Genomic DNA, 16,323 nt, shown 5'->3' with positions numbered 1-16,323 from the left:
GTTGTTCTCATGAGCCTTTGCGAATGCGCCGCCGAGATTGGTCATCCGATCCTCCTACTCATTCCGCTATCATCAAATTGTTCGATCGCCATCCGAGATATCAGCTTTGGATCTCGAACCCCCGCTTCGGCAATCTCGATGATCCGACGAGCGACAATTTCGCAAACAGGATCGCCACGATCGACCAGGTAGAGGCTGCGAAGCGTCCTGCGGTAGGCCCCATACAATTTACTGACTTCATCTGCTGGCGCTGAGCAATCATGGAGTAATAGACGAATGGTCATTCCAACCTCCTCCCCTGCAACAGTCCAGATGTGAACTTTGCGCGATGTCCGCACCGCCACTCAGCCTTGTGCCTCCAGCCTGGCAAGCCCTTCGCGGTCAAGCAGCACGACGCGCCTTTGCGTGGGCCCATAGAACTGCAACAGGCCTTCGTCCTTTAGGATCGAAAGTGTACGCGATACGGTCTCGAGCGCTACTCCGAGATAATCGGCAATGTCTCGCCGGCTCATCGGCAGGGTCAAGACCGCCGGATGGGTCAGCCGTTCATCCATTTCAAGCAGGAAAGCGGCCACTTTCTCGAGAGCGGTCTTCCGGCCGAGCAGAAGCATGTGCGTCTCAGCATGTACAAGATTTCGTGTGACAAGACTGAGAAGGCTGCCTGGTCCCGTCCTGTACCGCGTCATGGCGTCCAGGAGACTGACCCGCTTCATGATGCTGACGTTGGTCTCGACAACCGCATCTGCCGTAAAGCGATGGCTCGCTCCATTCTCCAAGCCGAACATGTCACCCGAGAGGTGGAATGAATTGATTTGACGACAACCGTCCGGAAGTAACTTGTAAGTACGCGCGGCGCCAGAGAGGATCTGATAGACGTACTGCGCCTCCTCACCCTCACCGAAAACTTCCTCGCCTCTGCGATACCTGAATTCGCTGGAGAATATCTGTCCACCGGCCAAGGCAGACAACATCCCAGCAGGCGGGCGCGCGCATACCGCACTGGTCCTGACTAGCATCGCTACCTCCCTAGATTTTTGGAAATGCTAGGACGGAGCAAACGGAGCAAATTTGATCTAGAACAATTTTGCCGGCGGCTGCGTATTCCTACGGAAACCGCGGCCACCGAGTACCGCTCGCGGACAGCGCCGACGCTTTGTGACCTGTCCTGAAGGCAATTGACGAGACCAATGCAGCCGGCTGTCGTCCGCGATAATGTAACCAGGCGAGCTGAGGGCGCTCATCGGATGGCAAACGCACTTTCGTGCGCAGGCGGTCAGCAGGTCTGCGCACTCGCAAGAGCCGAGAATGCAACGCTTCGTTGGAGAGCAGAATATTGCTCTCTACGAATGCCTCCCCATACACTTGCTGGTTTCCGCCTCACGGGGCGACGATCCATCTTGACGCAAGTCAAGACCTGCCTGCCTTGTCCGCAGCATTGTCCCTTCATTCGACAGGAGGGAAGCAGATGCACTCCGGATTTTGGTCGATCATGCTGCTGGCGGCGGTCTCTGCTTTTTCCGGCACCGCTCCAGCGCAACAGAGCAACGCGAAGATCTACGATCCGGGAAAGCTGGAGTACCAGACCAGCTGCGCTGCCTGTCATGGATTGCTGGGAGATGGCAAGGGTCCGTTTGCGCCGGCTCTCAAGAGCCGCGTTCCTAGCCTGACAACTCTTGCCAAGGAAAACGGCGGCGTCTTTCCAGTCGCACGTGTCTACGGGATGATCGATGGCCGCGAGCAGGTGGCAGGGCATGGACCAAGCGACATGCCGATCTGGGGTGATCGATACAGCTCACAGTTTTCGCAGGGCCCTCTGGCAGAGTGAATGCATGACGACATTCGTGGTAGCCGCGATGCGCTGGTGCGCACGCGAATTCTGCTCTTGACCGAATACGTCTCCCGCCTTCAGGATAAGTAGACCGCAGCACTTGGGCGAGCTATCGCGTCACAAGCAGCCCATTGATCGCTCCGCTATATTGTCCCTGATGGGGATAGCGCGCACTCGATATGGCAGAACTTCCACAAACGCAGGCCTACGACCTTCGGATCACGCGCCTCGAAAGCGCCACGCAAATCATTTCCGCACGACGAAAGCGCCAAGTTTCCTTTCACACGCAGTTGGCGCTTCCGCTGGTATCGCTGGCCGTTATCGCTGTTGCGTGGTGGTGGCTCGGCCTACCGGCCGATTTGGTGCGCGCGCCGATCGATCCGAACAACAAGCTTCAATGCATATCATACGCTCCCTTTCGCAATCATCAGACGTCGCTTTCCCAGGCGACGCAGGTATCGCGTGAGCAGATCGCGGAAGATCTTGCCCAACTCGCTCAGATATCCAACTGCGTCAGGACTTATGCGACCGATCTCGGTCTTGACGAGATTCCCGAACTCGCAGCCAAGCAGGGGCTGAAAGTCATTCAGGGCATCTTTCTCGACAAGGACCGCCAGAAGAATTCGACCCAGATATCAACGGCGGTTCGCCTCGCGAAGCAATACCCCGACACGATCATCGCGCTCGTGGTTGGAAACGAGACCTTGCTGCGCAAGGACATCACGGCCTCTGATCTCGCTGCAACACTGCGATCAGTCAAGTCACAGGTCGACGTCCCCGTTACCTATGCCGATGTCTGGGAATTCTGGCTGAGCAACCGCGAACTCTATGACTCCGTCGATTTCGTCACCGTTCATATCCTGCCGTATTGGGAAAATGTGCCGATCCGAGCAGAATCTGCTGCCGCTCATGTCGGCGAAATTCGCCGCCGGATAGCCTCGGAATTTCCAGGAAAGGAAATCCTGATCGGAGAAATAGGTTGGCCAAGTGCAGGACGAATGCGCGATTCAGCCTTGCCGTCGCCGGTGAATCAAGCTCGGGTGGTCTCCGAAATCCTCGACTTGGCCCAGCGCGAGAATTTTCGTGTCAATCTGTTCGAGGCCTATGACGAATCCTGGAAACGGGAGATCGAGGGCACCGTCGGGGGATCTTGGGGCCTCTTCGATGCCGAACAGCGTAGCCTTAAATACCCGCCTGGCGCTCCGATCAGCAACTTTCCAACGTGGAAGCTGCAGATGGGCATCGGGATGGGGCTGGCAATCCTGATATTCGGCGCGGCTTGGCTCACGTTGCGCCTCAACTATAGGGAGCCTGGACTCGTCGCGTGGTTTGCAGTCGCAATATCGGCCACAACGTCGGGAATCCTGTTTGGAGTGGCCACACAAAAGATCGTCTATGAAAGCTATGGAGCTACTGGCTGGCCGCTCTGGGGCTCGCTTCTTCTGGCGGCAACCGTTTCGCCGCTGTTTGGCGCCGCGGCCCTCATGTCAGGCCGTCCATCGCCCACCCTCCTGGAATTGTTGGGTCCGGCGTTTTACCGAACGAGATCCACGCTTGCGATCCTGCACGGAGTGTCCTGGATCGCAACAATCGTGATCGGCACAGCGACCGCGATCGGCCTCGTGTTCGACCCGCGTTTTGTGGATTTTCCTTATGCAGCTCTGACCATGGCAGCCGTGCCCTTCGCCGCCGTGATGCTGATCAATCCCGTCGACGGAGGGGTTCGCCCCATGGCGGAGTCGATATACGCCGGCGTATTCCTGTTCGCGGCGATCTACGTAGGGTTCAACGAGGGGCCGGCCAATTGGCAGTCACTGTGGACTTGTGCAGCGTATCTCATTCTCGCCGTGACGCTGTGGCGAGTGAGAGTTCATACCCCGTTGAATGAACCATCGCTAAGACCAGCCCCGCATTGAAAGCACACTTGGGCCGCTCGATCGGCGCCTTCCATCCGATCGTCGGCCTAGGCACTTTCGCCTGAGCTAGATTCGCGTTAACTGGCCGCAGTCGATATCCGAGGGCTCGATCAGATAGTTCACGGGTAGACTTGCTCACGGTGAACTTCACGCCCGCTTTCGTCGATGACGACGATCCGCAGGTCCGGATCGCTTGCTGGCTTTTCGATCCGTACCTTGTCGGCCAACTGCTTGCTGTGCGCAATCGCAGCGCCATCGCTCACGAGTTCCACACCTGTCCTGTCCCGAACAGGAACGCCGTCCTTCATGTCGAAATAGTAGGTGTGCATCGATACAACCTGTCTTTATCAGCTGAAGGCAAAGAAATGCCGCCGAGGACTTGGGTCGGGGCCTCGGCGGCGACTTGGGGACGTAGCCGTGGGTCAGCTACGTGCCAACAATCTACGCCACTCGCACTGCCTCTACTTGATCAGGGTCAAATCTGACCTCGAGCACTATCGGGTCTTGGCATCGCGCGCCAGCTCACCCGTCGCGGCATTAACGAGATGAATTCTCGCACAGGCTGGGCAAGTCACCACCACGACAGCTCTCTCCTTCTCCGAGGATGACTCGCCGATAAGGTGTTGAACATTCATACCGGTGTTGGGACAGCGGAATAAGGTATTGGACATGAATTCTCCGTGCTCCTTAGCTGCGCTTTCGCCCTAAGCTGAGCAACTCGGGAGGATCACTTGGGGCGCCGGGCCCTACAGGTCTTAAAATACCGTAACCCTGCTATACTGCGCGGAACCCAATATCGCCGCGACGCTCTGTGAGTGGTAACATTCGGCAGGTACGCGTAGCGGGGAGTACGCCATGCACCGGTATGTCGCCCGGGCAAATATCGACCACTACCTAGGCATTCTGAGAGGCGCCACGCTCACGATGCAGCAACGCAGCACGACAACATCGTTGCTCATCGCCGAGTTGAACAAACTGAGCAATGATGCCGAGCACCTCGCGTTTGCCGAGAGTAAGGTTGCGGTCAGCAGGCAAGAGGTCGCACAAGCGGCATCCATCTGCGACTCCCTCGCCGCAGGCACATCACAAGGCGCGGAACGGCACTTGATTCATCTCGAGAATGTTCACACTTGCTCGATGACTTCTGCCACCGCTTGCGAAATACGGTCGGGTCACGCTCGGACTAAGAGCGAACAGGGCGGTGGGCGCCGCCACGTGACCACGCCCCTTTGATGGACGTCAATATCAGCCTCAAGCTGGCGGTTATGGTAAGCAAAAATAGGAGCTGGCCATGATCGGGATTACATTAACGGCGGATCAGATTTGCAACGCGCCAATCGAAGTGCGACGCTGGATCGAGCATGAGGTCATCACCGGCCTTCGCCTGGCACCGACTGCTCCCGTCCCGCCCGAGGCACATTCCAGCCACTTGGCTGTTTGCAGTGAAAACGACATGGCGGCGGTCTTCGGCCGGCTGCGTGGAATGCCAGCCGCCCTCAGTGTGCTGTTCGAGTTCAGGCACCCCGGTATCTCCTTTGGAGAGCCGCCGGTCAGAAGTTTCCGGCTGATGGATATGCTGCACAACAGCAAGCTGGAGAGTATCGACCAGGTAATGGTCGGTTTGGGGGCCATCAGTTCGGCTTTAGCTGAATTGCGCGGAGATACCGACGCACGCTTTTGCGACTTCGACAACGAGGGCCACTGTTTCGTGGCGCCGGAGACCCAAGCAAGCATCGCCAAGCTGTGGCATGACGTCGTGGTCAGCCAACAGCCGGTGGATGCTCGTCGAGATCCGCTGATGCGTGCTACGGGCTGAGGCGGAAGCGGCCTTCCTCCTTCCTAAAGTCGGCCCCGATCAGCCGCGCGAGGTGTCGCACGGCTGCTGCGCCCTACCGCTGGCCCGCGCTCATGCGGCGACCGGCTGGTTTATTTCGGCGCTCGTGGCAAGCAGCGGAGCAAACTGCTCCGCAGTCACCGTTTCATTCGCGATCAAGAGCTCGACACCGGCGTCAAGCTCGGCACGCCGCTGTTGCAGAATGTCGCGGGCGCGGCGGTCACCCTCCTCGATCAGGTTTCGCACCGCGAGATCGATCTCGCGACCCGTAGCTTCTGCGGCGGTAACGACCGCATCCTGAGCCGCGAGAAATGCCTGAGGCTTGGGCGCGTAGGTGCGCTGCCCGACCACCTCGTCCATGCCGTATTTGGTCACCATCTCGATGGCGACTTCAGTCGCGCGTTGAAGATCGTCGGCGGCGCCGGTCGAGATTGCGCCGTCGAAAATCAAACGTTCCGACGCCCGTCCGCCCATCAGCACGGCAATGCGGTTCTTCAGCTCCTCGACCGTCAGCAGAAACCGATCCTCGGTCGGACGCTGAATGGTGTACCCGAGCGCGCCGATCCCACGCGGTATGATCGAAACCTTCTGCACCGGATCGACGCCAGGCAGGCTCGCCGCCACGAGAGCATGCCCCATCTCGTGATAGGCGACCCTGCGCCGCTCGTCCTTGCCGAGCACCCGGCTCTTCTTCTCGACGCCGGCGACGATCCGCTCAATGGCGCTGACGAAATCGCCGAACAAGACCTTGTCGCCTCCCCGCCGGGTCGCGGCAATCGCAGCCTCGTTGACGAGATTGGCGATGTCTGCACCCGTGAAGCCGGTCGTGAGGCCTGCCACCTTGTCGAGATCGACCTTCTCAGCCATGCGAATCTTGCGGACGTGCAAATTGAGAATGGCAGTGCGCCCGGTCTTGTCCGGCCTGTCGACGAGAACCTGCCTGTCGAACCTCCCCGCCCGCAGAAGCGCGGGATCCAGGATTTCGGGGCGATTGGTGGCCGCCAGCAGGATGACGCCGGCGCTCGGATCAAAGCCGTCAAGTTCCGACAGAAGCTGATTGAGGGTCTGCTCCTTCTCGTCGTGGCCGGAGAACGACTGCGGCCCGCGACTGCGTCCGAGTGCATCAAGTTCGTCGACGAAAATGATGCATGGAGCGGCCTTGCGGGCCTGCTCGAAAAGGTCCCGGACACGCGCCGCGCCCACCCCGACGAACATTTCAACGAACTCCGAACCTGAGATCGAGAAGAATGGAACCCCCGCCTCTCCGGCCACGGCGCGGGCGAGCAGGGTCTTTCCTGTTCCTGGCGGCCCCACCAGCAAGATCCCCTTGGGCACATGCGCTCCCAATCGGCCATAACTCGCGGGATCCCTCAGAAACGAGACCACTTCCTGAAGCTCGAATTTCGCCTCGTCGACGCCGGCGACATCGGCGAAAGTGACCTTAATGTCCTTCTCGACATAGACCTTGGCGCGGGACTTCCCGATCGCCATCAACCCGCCGAAACCCTGGCCGCCGCTCATGCTGCGTCCCGCCCAGTACCAGATCGCGAAAAAGACGACGAGCGGAAAGACCCAGGACAGCAGGCCCTGAAGCAGGCCGCTCCCCGGAACACCGGTTACACTTACGCCCTTGGCCGCCAGCTTCTCGGCCAAGGCCATGTCAACGCGCGATGTCACGAAAGCTGATTTTCCTCCAGGAAGCGGCTCCTTCAGTTTTCCCTGGATCGTATCGGGACCGACCGAAACTTCGGTGACCTTGTCCTGGGCAAGCAGCTGCTCGAACTGGCTGTAAGGGATGGTCTCGATTGAATTGTAAGTCGTCGCAATGAATTGCAGGACAACAAGCAGCATGCCCGCCGCGAAGATGACGGCCATCATCATCGTCTGCTTTCGCGAGATATGATTGGAGTCCACGTGCACCTCCCGTCCGGATCAATCGCCGGAGATGGTAATTTGGGCGAACGAAGTGTGCTTGATTCAGGTCAACGCAGGTATCCCGAAAGCTGGCCTGATGCTTACTTGAACAATCTCTGGCAAGTTCTGCCAAATGGAACGGAACGCACCGCTCCTTAACGAGGCGCCCCATCCGCAAGCCGGGCATTCCGATTGCAGAGCAGCGCTCCAGCACATCCTGATCGGCTGCGTCCAAGCTTTGGAGGGTCACAGATCCCCTGCCGCCGACGGCGACGCAGATGCAGTTCACAAGATGCGCATTGAACTGACGCGTCTCAGTTCGGCTCTGCTATTCTTCTCGCCGATCCTTACGGACTCGGGATGGAGCAGGATAGCATCGCGCGTTCGGTCGCTGAACTCCCGGCTCGGAAGAGCCCGCGACCAGGATGTCATGCTTCAATATTCGAGCCGACGACGCTACCGCGGATGGGCGCAAGGCAACCTGCGTTCGGTCGAACGAACAAGAGCGAAACGCTATCGCAAATTGGCTGCCAACCTTTGCTCGGGCGGTTACCGACGCCTCCTGCGCGATATCGACCAGCAAGCCCGTCGGCCCGCGCTGCCCATCGACGATGAACCTCATTCCGCCGACGTGGCTCTGTTCGCCGAAATGCGGCTGCCAGAATGGCGAAGCGAAATCCAACAGTCAGGTCGTCATCTCGGAAAGCTCGACCCGAAGCAGCAACATCGCCTGAGGCTGAAGTGCAAGTATTATCGCTATGTCGTCGACTCGCTGCTGGAGCTGGGAGCCGGCTTGGCCTTTCAAGATTTGCTTTTTCGCGACGTTGCCAAGCAGCTGCATACGTCGCTGGGGGATGCGCGCGACTTGAGACGGTTCAAGAGCACGGGACATGGCCGGCCGCCCCGCTATCGAGCCACGAAAAAGAGGCTACTGAATGCCGCGGCGGCTGCGCTCCGTGGTCGCCGCTGAAGCGGTTCATCAGCCCAGGCTCTCGACCTGGTGGCCCGCAATGCGCCCATCAACCACCTGAATGATCCGATCGCACCGACGTGCCAGATCCAGATTGTGGGTGACCAACAGAAAACTCGTGCCGCTCTCGCGGTTGACCCGCCGCATCAACTCAAAGACGGCATCCGCCGATTTCGTGTCCAGATTACCCGTCGGTTCGTCGGCCAGCACCAGATCCGGGCTCATGGCCAGCGCCCTGGCAACTGCCACGCGCTGCTGCTGTCCTCCCGACAAGTTGTTGGCAAGGTTGCTCCCGAACTTCTCCAGACCGACCTGGCGCAGGAGATCATCGGCCCGATCTTCGATCTCCGCGCTCGAAAAGCCGCGATCCGCCAGCATCGGCATCATGACGTTCTCGCGGGCGGTGAAGGCCGAAATCAACAGATGGTACTGAAAGACGAAGCCTATGGTGTGCCCCCGCAGATGCGTGAGCTCATCGTCACTGAGCAACGCCGTGTCGCGTTTCTTGATCAGCAGGCGACCGCTCGTGGGCCGATCCAACAGACCGACCACATTGAGCAGCGTGCTCTTGCCCGAGCCGGACGGGCCGATCAATGCCAGAAACTCGCCACGGTCGAGCTCGAGGTCGATATCGTGCAGAACTTCAACCTCGGTGGGCAGGCCGAGATTGTAGCCCTTGCAAACTCGCTCGAGCTTGAGGATCTCGTCAGCCACGGATCGCCACCACTGGATCGAGCTTTGCAGCCCGCACGGCCGGTGCCATCGCGGCCAGCAGCCCGGTCACCGTGGCAAGCAGCGCTGTGTAGATGAACAGGCTCTCTTCCAGGACAAGCGGAAGCAGTTCGGTGCCGTCCGCCTGCCGGGCCACGGCGTGCCAGTACACCAGTGCGACGGCGCCCAAGGCCGCGCCGAACAGAGAGCCGACAAAGCCGAGCAGTCCTCCCTGGAGCAGGAACACGCGCAGGATCTGGCCACGCGACGTGCCCATTGCACGCAAAATTCCTATTTCCCTCGATCGCTGGATTACAGAAACGATCAGAACCGCGGCGATGCCGAAGGCCACTGACAAGCCGACAAAGATGCGGATCAGGGTATTCGTATAGATTTGCGCCTGGACCGCGGTGAAGAATTGCGCATTCGTGGCGATCCAGCTGTCGGCTTCGACAGTCGTTGCGGCCTGAATGCGCCGGGCGACGATTTCGGCCGCGTAAATGTCCTTGACCGTCATGTCGATGGTCGTGATGCCGCCGATCATGCCAAGAAGAGACTGGCCAGTCCGCAGTGCGACGAAGCTCACGCGCTGATTGATGCTCTTGTTACCGAAATCGACCAGTCCGGAGATCGTCAATACACGATTGCCGCCTGCCGCGGCTTGCAGGTTCAACTTGTCGCCGACAGTCGCGCCGAGGTTCTTGGCGAGTTCGGTACCGATAACGATATCCTCACTGGTTAGACGCGCCGCTCCCACGACGATGTACTCGGGCACCTTGACAATGTTGAAATACGATTCCGGCTCGACACCCGTCAGCGTCACGGCCCGGCTGGCGTCGCCGCGGACCGCCAGGACCGATCCGGTGATGGTCGGCGAGACCGCGGTGACCTCGGGCATTGCGCGCATCTGGCTCATGATCTTCGGCCACTGATCAATTGAGATGACCCTTTGGCTTGGTCGCTGCACGACTGCATCCTCGATCTCACCGGCCGCGTTGCGCAGAGGACGCGCAATCTGGTCCGGTGTAACAAGCTGGATCTGAGGCTGGGAGGCGAGTACACGTCTGATGAAATTTGCCTCCTGACCGGCCAACATCGCCGACATGAAGACAATGACCCCAACGCCAATCGAGATGCCTCCGATGATGAAGACGGTCTGTAGCCGCCCCTCACGCAGGAACCGCACGGCGGCGATCCATTCGAAAGGAAGCCAGTGGTTCATGGCAGGACTGGCCGTACGCGCTGCCCAGCGCGGACACCTGAGCTCTGCGGGACGACGATATCGCCCGCATCCAGCCCCTCCAGTATTTCCATCTGGCTGGTCCCGTGAAGTCCGAGCGTCACAGGATGCTGGATCGCTCGTCCATTCCTGACCGCAAGCACCCACGGCTGCCCGGAGAGGATGTCATGTACAGAACGCATGGGAAGCACGTCTGCATTCTCCTTCGCGGCGACCTCGATATCGACAGAAACGGTCATGTCCTGGCGCAAGAAATCCGGCGGCTCCTGCACCGTGAGTTTCACTTCGACGGTTGCCCGCGATATGTCTATGCCCGGATTGATATAAGTGACAGTCGCGGAAAAGCGCCGGTCCGGATATGCATCAGCAGAGGCCAGCGCGGTCTGCCCGAGTGCGAGCCTGCCGAGGTTTCGTTCGTCGATCTGAAGAACCAGCTGCAGCTCGCCTGCAGGCGCGAGTACCAGCAGCGCCTTTCCTGCCTGGACTACAGTGCCCCGCTCGACGCTTCGGGTGATGAGCACACCGTCGCGCGGCGCGACAATCGTAGCATAACCGAGGCGGGATTCTGCGGTGTCGAGATTCGCGCGCGCCTGATTGAGCTGCGTCTGGGCCATGACATAGTCGCTGCCGCCGGGGCTCGCGGTATAGACTTGAAACTCGGCGGCGCGCTTGACGGCCCGAGCCACGTCGAGCGTCTTCTGCGCTTCATCGAGCGCGACGCGCGTCGCATAGCCGTTGCGCTCCAACTGCGCTGTTCGATCATAAGTCTGCTGGGCGTTGAGAAGTGTCGCTTGAGCTTGTGCCTGTGCCTCCCTCGCGGACGGAAGCGTGAGCTCCTCAAGCTGCTTGATCCGAGCTTCGGCCTGGGCTACCGCGCCCTGTGCCTGCACGACAGATGCTTTCAGCTCACGTGCTTCCAGCAAGATCAGCGGTTGGCCTCTTACAACTCTTTCACCCTGCTGGACCAGAACGTCTTCCACTGTTCCTGTTATCTGGCTTCCAATCTCGACCCTGTATGGGGTCTCGACATGCCCGCTCGCAACCACGGTCTCGATCAACCGCCCACGCTCGACCTGATCCACCACGACCGCGGGGCCCAGCAAAATTCGGATGCCCTGCCAGGCGACGGCCCCCAGGCATAATGCGGTCGCAAGGACAAACCATCTGTGGGCAACGAGCCCGGACCATACCGTTGCGGCAGGGATGCTGCCCTTATGCTCCCGCCTTGGGAGTGGAAATGCCTGTTCGACCATGGCGATGCCGTGCCCGTCAGCCGATCTGGTAAGCGGGGCTCCGTTGAACTCTCGCCGACAAATAGCGCCGCCGCGCGCCGCTCAGATTGCGCTAGGTCAACACAAGCGTCCCTATTGAGGGCAGCTCGGCAATGTGCGCCTCGATGACCTCAGCCATGAATTGACCAGGATCAAGCTGAGCCGCGCGCAACCGTACGAAAGTGACTATCCGGATTGGCGACGACAAAACGTTTGAGGCATTCAAATGGCGCACAAGCAGGTCTTGTTTCACTCCGCGGCCCGCGAGAAAGTCCTGCGCGGCGCATCGCTGCTGGCAGACGCCATTCGCGTCACGCTCGGTCCGAAGTCAAAATCCGTTCTGATTCAAAAGGCCTGGGGAGCGCCGATCGTTTGCAATGATGGCGTGACAATTGCCAAGGAATTCGATCTCAAGGACGCAGAGGAAAACCTCGGCGCCCAGGTCCTTCGGCAGGCCGCCGAGAAGACTGGCGACGTCGTCGGCGACGGCACCAGTACGTCAACCATTCTCGCCCACGCGATCCTTTCGGATGGCGTCCGAAACGTAGTTGCGGGCGCGAGCGCCATCGACCTCAAACGTGGCCTTGATCGCGGGACGCAGGCCGCCATCGCCGCATTGCGCGCCATGGCCAAGCCTGTGAACTCCAGGGCGGAGAAGGCGCAAGTTGCCACGATTTCGGCCCACAACGATGCGTCGATCGGCGAGCTCGTAGCGGATGCGATCGAAAAGGTCGGCGGCGATGGCGTGATATCGGTCGAGGAATCCAAGACGACCGAAACCCTTCTCGACGTTGTTGAGGGGATGAAATTCGACCGCGGCTTTCTTTCACCCTATTTCGTTACCGATGCCGATCGGATGGAATCGGTATTGCAGGACCCTTACGTCCTGCTCTGCGATCACAAGATCGGCGCGCTGCGTGATCTGGTCCCTGTTCTCGAGCAGGTCGCCAAAAGCGGCCGGCCGCTTCTGATCATCGCGGAAGACATCGAGGGCGAAGCGCTGGCCACGCTCATCGTCAATCAATTGCGGGGCGTGCTCAAGGCTTGCGCCGTCAAGGCCCCCGGGTTCGGCGACCGGCGCAAGGCCATGCTCGAGGATATCGCGATCCTGACGGGCGCCCAGGTGATCTCGGAAGAACTCGGCCTCAAATTGGAAAGCGCGACCCTCCAGCAACTCGGCCGTGCCGCACGCGTGGTCGCCGACAAGGAGAATACAACGTTGATCGGCAGCGGTGGCGATCGCACCCGCATTGATGCGCGACTGGCGCAGATCCGCGTCGAAATCGACAAAACGAGCAGCGATTACGATCGCGAAAAGCTCGAGGAGCGCCTCGCCAAGCTGTCGGGTGGCGTCGCGGTGATCCGGGTGGGAGCGCCGACCGAGGCTGAAATGAAAGCGAAGAAAGAAGCCCTGGATGACGCTATCAGTTCGACGAAAGCGGCAGTCGCAGAGGGTATCGTGCCCGGCGGCGGGCTGGCACTGCTTCGTGCGGTCGCGGCTGTGGCCAAGGAGGAAGCAGCCTGTGAGGGCGACGAACGGACTGGCGTACAGATCCTGAGACGCGCACTCGAGGCGCCCGCGCGCCAGATTGCCGAGAATTCCGCTGCCGACGGTGGCGTCGTGGTTTCGCGGATGCTCGAAAGTCAAGGCAGCTTCGGCTTCGACGCGGCCCGCAAAATCTATGTCGATCTCGCCGAGGCCGGCATCGTCGATCCAGTAAAGGTCGTACGGACAGCTCTCGAAAATGCGGTTTCCGTCGCAAGCGTGCTCCTATTGACCGAAGCGACGATGACGGAAATCCCGGAGCCGAAACGTGAGAGGCTGCCCGAGACGGAATTGGCCATGTAGCGGTCGCGTTTTCGCGCTGGCGGTTCCGACATCCGGCCGTCGTCGACCGATTCATGCGACGATGGTGCTTTGACAGGAGGCGTGGGCGGTGCCTTATCGATCAAACGATGATCTCCCTGCAAGACTGCGACGTCACTTGCCGTCTCACGCCCTGGATATCTAAGGGAAGCGTTCAACCATTCCTTTGCTTCGCATGCCGCAGACATTCGTCAGGAAGAGATCGCACACCGAACGGCTTGGTCGGCCGTCAAGCGCTCATACGTTAAACTCAATGACCACTGGGTGCCGAAGTCGATGGCATTGGACCGAGACTGACAGCTGCCTGAAGATTGGAAAACGTCTGCCTTCCTGCCTCATCATCGCACAGACCGTTGGAGACGATAAGTTCACAGCATACTCAGTCTGCAAATCCAGCAGCGCGCCTTCGATTATCGCGGTCTGCCGAAGCGACGAATTTCAACGTGTCAAACTCAAGGCTTGAGCAAAATCAATTTTCCGACGGACGACCGTGGCTACTCTCCTCGACGACCGAGATGGTCAAGCCTCCAAGGAGAAATGATCATGGCAACCGAAACAAAACTGCCCGTCACGAAATCGTCTACTCCGCCCGCTGTCGCCGGCGAGACATGGCGGCCTCTTCAGGCATTGAGAAACGAGATCGACCAGATCTTCGACGATTTCGGTAACGGCTTCTGGAACCGACCGTTCCGCTCGCTAGCGCGGCTCGAGCGTGACTTCTCCAAGTCGATCTCCGCTCCTGCCGTCGACGTCGCCGAGAGCGACAAGGCGTATGAGATCACGGCCGAGCTGCCGGGGCTCGACGAGAAGAACATCGATATCAAGGTGGCCAACGGCGGTCTCACGATCAAAGGCGAAAAGCGCGAGGAGACCGAGGAAAAGAAGAAGGACTACTACGTCTCCGAGCGCCGCTATGGCACCTTCGAGCGCTATTTCACGCTGCCGGAAAGCGTCAACGCCGACAAGATCGAGGCAACCTTCAAGAATGGCGTACTGAAGGTCGTTCTTCCGAAAACCGAGGAAGCCCAGAAGCCGGCCAAGACGATCAACGTGAAGGCGGCCTGATAGCCTGCCGGAGTGAGGCTGCATCGCAGCCTCACTCAACATCGCACCCCCGTGATATTGAGGCCACATCATGCACGCACTTCACGTGATGACCAGAGACGTCGTCTCCGTGACGCCTCATACGACGATCGAAGAAGCCGCCAAGATCATGCTCCAGATGCACATCAGCGGCCTTCCTGTCATCGACGATGCCGGCAATCTCGTTGGCGTCGTCTCGGAAAGTGACTTCCTCCGCCGCAGCGAGATCGGCACCGGACGCAAGCACGCAGCCTGGTTGAAATTCTTCATGGGACCTGGAAGGGCCGCAGCCGAGTTCGTTCACGAGAGCGGCCGAAAGGTGGAAGACGTCATGACGCGGCAGGTCGTGACCGCTCGGGAAGAAACCTCACTGGCCGAATTGGTCGACTTGATGGAGAAGCACGACATCAAACGCGTTCCGGTGATGCGGGGCAAGGCGGCGATCGGGATCGTTTCGCGAAGCAATCTGCTGCAGGCGATGGCAAGCCTCGCGCACGAAATTCCGGATCCGACCGCCGATGACGAGCACATTCGCGAGCGTATCACGCGTGCGGTCAACGGTACCGACTGGCGTCCGATTGGTTTCAGGGTGGATGTCCGCAAAGGCGTCGTTCACCTGTACGGCCTCATTACGACCGACGAGGCCCGGCGGGCGACGATCATCGCCGCCGAGAATACCGATGGCGTCAAGGACGTCCACGACCACCTTTGCTTGGTTGATTCATACTCCGGCTATTATGTCGAATCCCCAGAGGACTTGAAGGCCGCGGGCTGAACCCGAAGGAATCGGGAGCAGCCTTTTGGGCGCTCGCAGCCTCGCTGTTGACGCAGAACATCATGGCGAGCGCTCTCCAGCGGGAGAAAGTCTAACGGGCAGCCACAAAAAGCCTCCTGACCGCGTCTACTGGCACGGCGAAGGCGAAGCCGCTTCTTCGCGCAACGACTATGCCGATGACCTTGCCCTTTAGATTCACCAATGCTCCGCCCGAACTCCCCTGACCGATCCGGACATCTGATTGAATTAGATCGCTGTTCGCAATACCTGGGCAGGAGCGATGCAGGGCCGACACGATGCCGAATGTCACGCTCTGCCCCCAGTCCTGTGGATTTCCGATCGCGATTACCGGCTCCCCCACATCGGGCACGCCTGGATACTCCAAAATCAACGCTCGAAGGTTTCCGGGCTCGATCCGAAGCAGCGCAACGTCATCTCGCTCCGATCTTACAAGCACGACGGCGTCAAGAACTCGGCCATCCTGGAGAAATGCCCTTACGGTCGTCGCGTTTGCCACCAAGTGATTTGCAGTGACGATCAGGCCTGCCAATGCATCCACGACGACGCCTGACCCCTGCCACTCGCGAAGCGTTGGGGGATCCGGAAAACCTGCTTCGGGATCGAATACTCGCGGCTCGGACGGCACGCCCCAGCCTCGTATTCCGACCACGGCCGGCGAGATACGCTTCGCGAGAACCGCCAGGCCTCTCGTCGGATCCATCTCTCCCAGATCTTGATAATCGTTGGCCAAACAGGGGCTGGAGTCGGCAACCAGCAGCAGACCGCATAGAGAGACGGCGATCCATTCTAAACATCGGCGAAATATACCGCTTCGCATGGCGCCCCCTCAGGCGATCCGAGTGACGTTGCCGGAACAGCCTAATCAACCGCGCTGGATTCGATTTGAGGATTCG

Annotated in this window: 17 protein-coding genes; 9 read left to right on the top strand and 8 right to left on the bottom strand. The window is 59.7% G+C overall.

The genetic code is table 11. The features are described from left to right. Nucleotides 1–41 precede the first annotated feature (41 nt). Together VGR99_RS06220 and VGR99_RS06215 are read right to left on the bottom strand one after the other, a co-directional pair. Complete coding sequence (locus tag VGR99_RS06220) at nucleotides 42–284, bottom strand: hypothetical protein (protein WP_326897452.1); 243 nt, start codon at nucleotides 282–284, stop codon at nucleotides 42–44. A 60-nt stretch (nucleotides 285–344) separates the two neighbouring features. Further along, a complete protein-coding gene (locus VGR99_RS06215) occupies nucleotides 345–1,016 on the bottom strand; it encodes a helix-turn-helix domain-containing protein (protein WP_414645094.1) in 672 nt (223 codons plus the stop codon). Between the two features lie 449 nt (nucleotides 1,017–1,465). Between VGR99_RS06215 and VGR99_RS06210 the strand changes: the two genes are divergently transcribed. Continuing rightward, entirely contained in the window at nucleotides 1,466–1,825 is a 360-nt protein-coding gene (locus VGR99_RS06210) for a c-type cytochrome (protein WP_326897451.1), read from the top strand. A gap of 182 nt (nucleotides 1,826–2,007) precedes the next feature. Then, nucleotides 2,008–3,744: a beta-(1-6) glucans synthase gene (locus VGR99_RS06205; protein WP_326897450.1), complete on the top strand. Its 1,737-nt coding sequence runs from the start codon at nucleotides 2,008–2,010 to the stop codon at nucleotides 3,742–3,744. A 119-nt stretch (nucleotides 3,745–3,863) separates the two neighbouring features. Here VGR99_RS06205 and VGR99_RS06200 read toward each other — a convergent pair whose 3' ends face one another. Continuing rightward, nucleotides 3,864–4,073 carry a DUF6894 family protein gene (locus VGR99_RS06200; RefSeq protein WP_326897449.1) on the bottom strand — a complete coding sequence of 70 codons (210 nt, stop codon included), beginning with the start codon at nucleotides 4,071–4,073 and terminating at the stop codon, nucleotides 3,864–3,866. Between the two features lie 526 nt (nucleotides 4,074–4,599). Here VGR99_RS06200 and VGR99_RS06195 point away from each other — a divergent pair. Together VGR99_RS06195 and VGR99_RS06190 are read left to right on the top strand one after the other, a co-directional pair. Next, the gene (locus tag VGR99_RS06195; protein ID WP_326897448.1) at nucleotides 4,600–4,977 is read left to right on the top strand and encodes a hypothetical protein; all 378 of its coding nucleotides are present in this window, start codon (nucleotides 4,600–4,602) and stop codon (nucleotides 4,975–4,977) included. 58 nt (nucleotides 4,978–5,035) lie between these two features. Next, nucleotides 5,036–5,560 (top strand): hypothetical protein, encoded by a 525-nt coding sequence (locus VGR99_RS06190; RefSeq protein ID WP_326897447.1) that lies wholly within the window; start codon nucleotides 5,036–5,038, stop codon nucleotides 5,558–5,560. A 90-nt stretch (nucleotides 5,561–5,650) separates the two neighbouring features. Here the strand turns inward: VGR99_RS06190 and ftsH are convergent, their stop codons facing one another. After that, nucleotides 5,651–7,459, bottom strand: a complete 1,809-nt coding sequence (ftsH, locus tag VGR99_RS06185; protein ID WP_414645093.1) for an ATP-dependent zinc metalloprotease FtsH — start codon at nucleotides 7,457–7,459, stop codon at nucleotides 5,651–5,653. A 166-nt stretch (nucleotides 7,460–7,625) separates the two neighbouring features. Between ftsH and VGR99_RS06180 the strand changes: the two genes are divergently transcribed. Continuing rightward, the gene (locus VGR99_RS06180) at nucleotides 7,626–8,462 is read left to right on the top strand and encodes a CHAD domain-containing protein (protein WP_326897446.1); all 837 of its coding nucleotides are present in this window, start codon (nucleotides 7,626–7,628) and stop codon (nucleotides 8,460–8,462) included. 9 nt (nucleotides 8,463–8,471) lie between these two features. Here VGR99_RS06180 and VGR99_RS06175 read toward each other — a convergent pair whose 3' ends face one another. Genes VGR99_RS06175 through VGR99_RS06165 form a run of 3 tightly spaced genes read right to left on the bottom strand, consistent with a single transcriptional unit; the run spans nucleotide 8,472 to nucleotide 11,666 of the window. Continuing rightward, nucleotides 8,472–9,176 carry an ABC transporter ATP-binding protein gene (locus VGR99_RS06175; RefSeq protein WP_326897445.1) on the bottom strand — a complete coding sequence of 235 codons (705 nt, stop codon included), beginning with the start codon at nucleotides 9,174–9,176 and terminating at the stop codon, nucleotides 8,472–8,474. Beyond that, on the bottom strand, nucleotides 9,169–10,395 hold the full coding sequence (locus VGR99_RS06170) for an ABC transporter permease (protein ID WP_326897444.1): 1,227 nt from the start codon (nucleotides 10,393–10,395) through the stop codon (nucleotides 9,169–9,171). Before VGR99_RS06170 ends, VGR99_RS06175 begins: the two co-directional genes overlap by 8 nt. Continuing rightward, entirely contained in the window at nucleotides 10,392–11,666 is a 1,275-nt protein-coding gene (locus VGR99_RS06165) for an efflux RND transporter periplasmic adaptor subunit (RefSeq protein WP_326897443.1), read from the bottom strand. The genes VGR99_RS06170 and VGR99_RS06165 overlap by 4 nt, the downstream gene beginning before the upstream one ends. 244 nt (nucleotides 11,667–11,910) lie before the next feature. On the opposite strand from VGR99_RS06165, the gene groL reads away from it, so the two are divergent. From groL to VGR99_RS06145, 4 genes are all read left to right on the top strand, one after another. Further along, nucleotides 11,911–13,533: a chaperonin GroEL gene (groL, locus tag VGR99_RS06160; protein ID WP_326897442.1), complete on the top strand. Its 1,623-nt coding sequence runs from the start codon at nucleotides 11,911–11,913 to the stop codon at nucleotides 13,531–13,533. A gap of 204 nt (nucleotides 13,534–13,737) precedes the next feature. Further along, the gene (locus VGR99_RS06155; RefSeq protein ID WP_326897700.1) at nucleotides 13,738–13,848 is read left to right on the top strand and encodes a ChaB family protein; all 111 of its coding nucleotides are present in this window, start codon (nucleotides 13,738–13,740) and stop codon (nucleotides 13,846–13,848) included. A gap of 246 nt (nucleotides 13,849–14,094) precedes the next feature. Further along, nucleotides 14,095–14,616 carry an Hsp20/alpha crystallin family protein gene (locus VGR99_RS06150; RefSeq protein WP_326897441.1) on the top strand — a complete coding sequence of 174 codons (522 nt, stop codon included), beginning with the start codon at nucleotides 14,095–14,097 and terminating at the stop codon, nucleotides 14,614–14,616. Nucleotides 14,617–14,686: 70 nt separating this feature from the next. Beyond that, nucleotides 14,687–15,409 carry a CBS domain-containing protein gene (locus tag VGR99_RS06145; RefSeq protein WP_326897440.1) on the top strand — a complete coding sequence of 241 codons (723 nt, stop codon included), beginning with the start codon at nucleotides 14,687–14,689 and terminating at the stop codon, nucleotides 15,407–15,409. A gap of 91 nt (nucleotides 15,410–15,500) precedes the next feature. Here the strand turns inward: VGR99_RS06145 and VGR99_RS06140 are convergent, their stop codons facing one another. Further along, complete coding sequence (locus VGR99_RS06140; protein WP_326897439.1) at nucleotides 15,501–16,130, bottom strand: S1C family serine protease; 630 nt, start codon at nucleotides 16,128–16,130, stop codon at nucleotides 15,501–15,503. Between the last annotated feature and the right edge of the window lie 193 nt (nucleotides 16,131–16,323).

The organism is Bradyrhizobium sp. (assembly GCF_035935975.1).
Taxonomy (GTDB): domain Bacteria; phylum Pseudomonadota; class Alphaproteobacteria; order Rhizobiales; family Xanthobacteraceae; genus Bradyrhizobium.
This window is presented reverse-complemented; position numbering and strand designations above follow the sequence as displayed.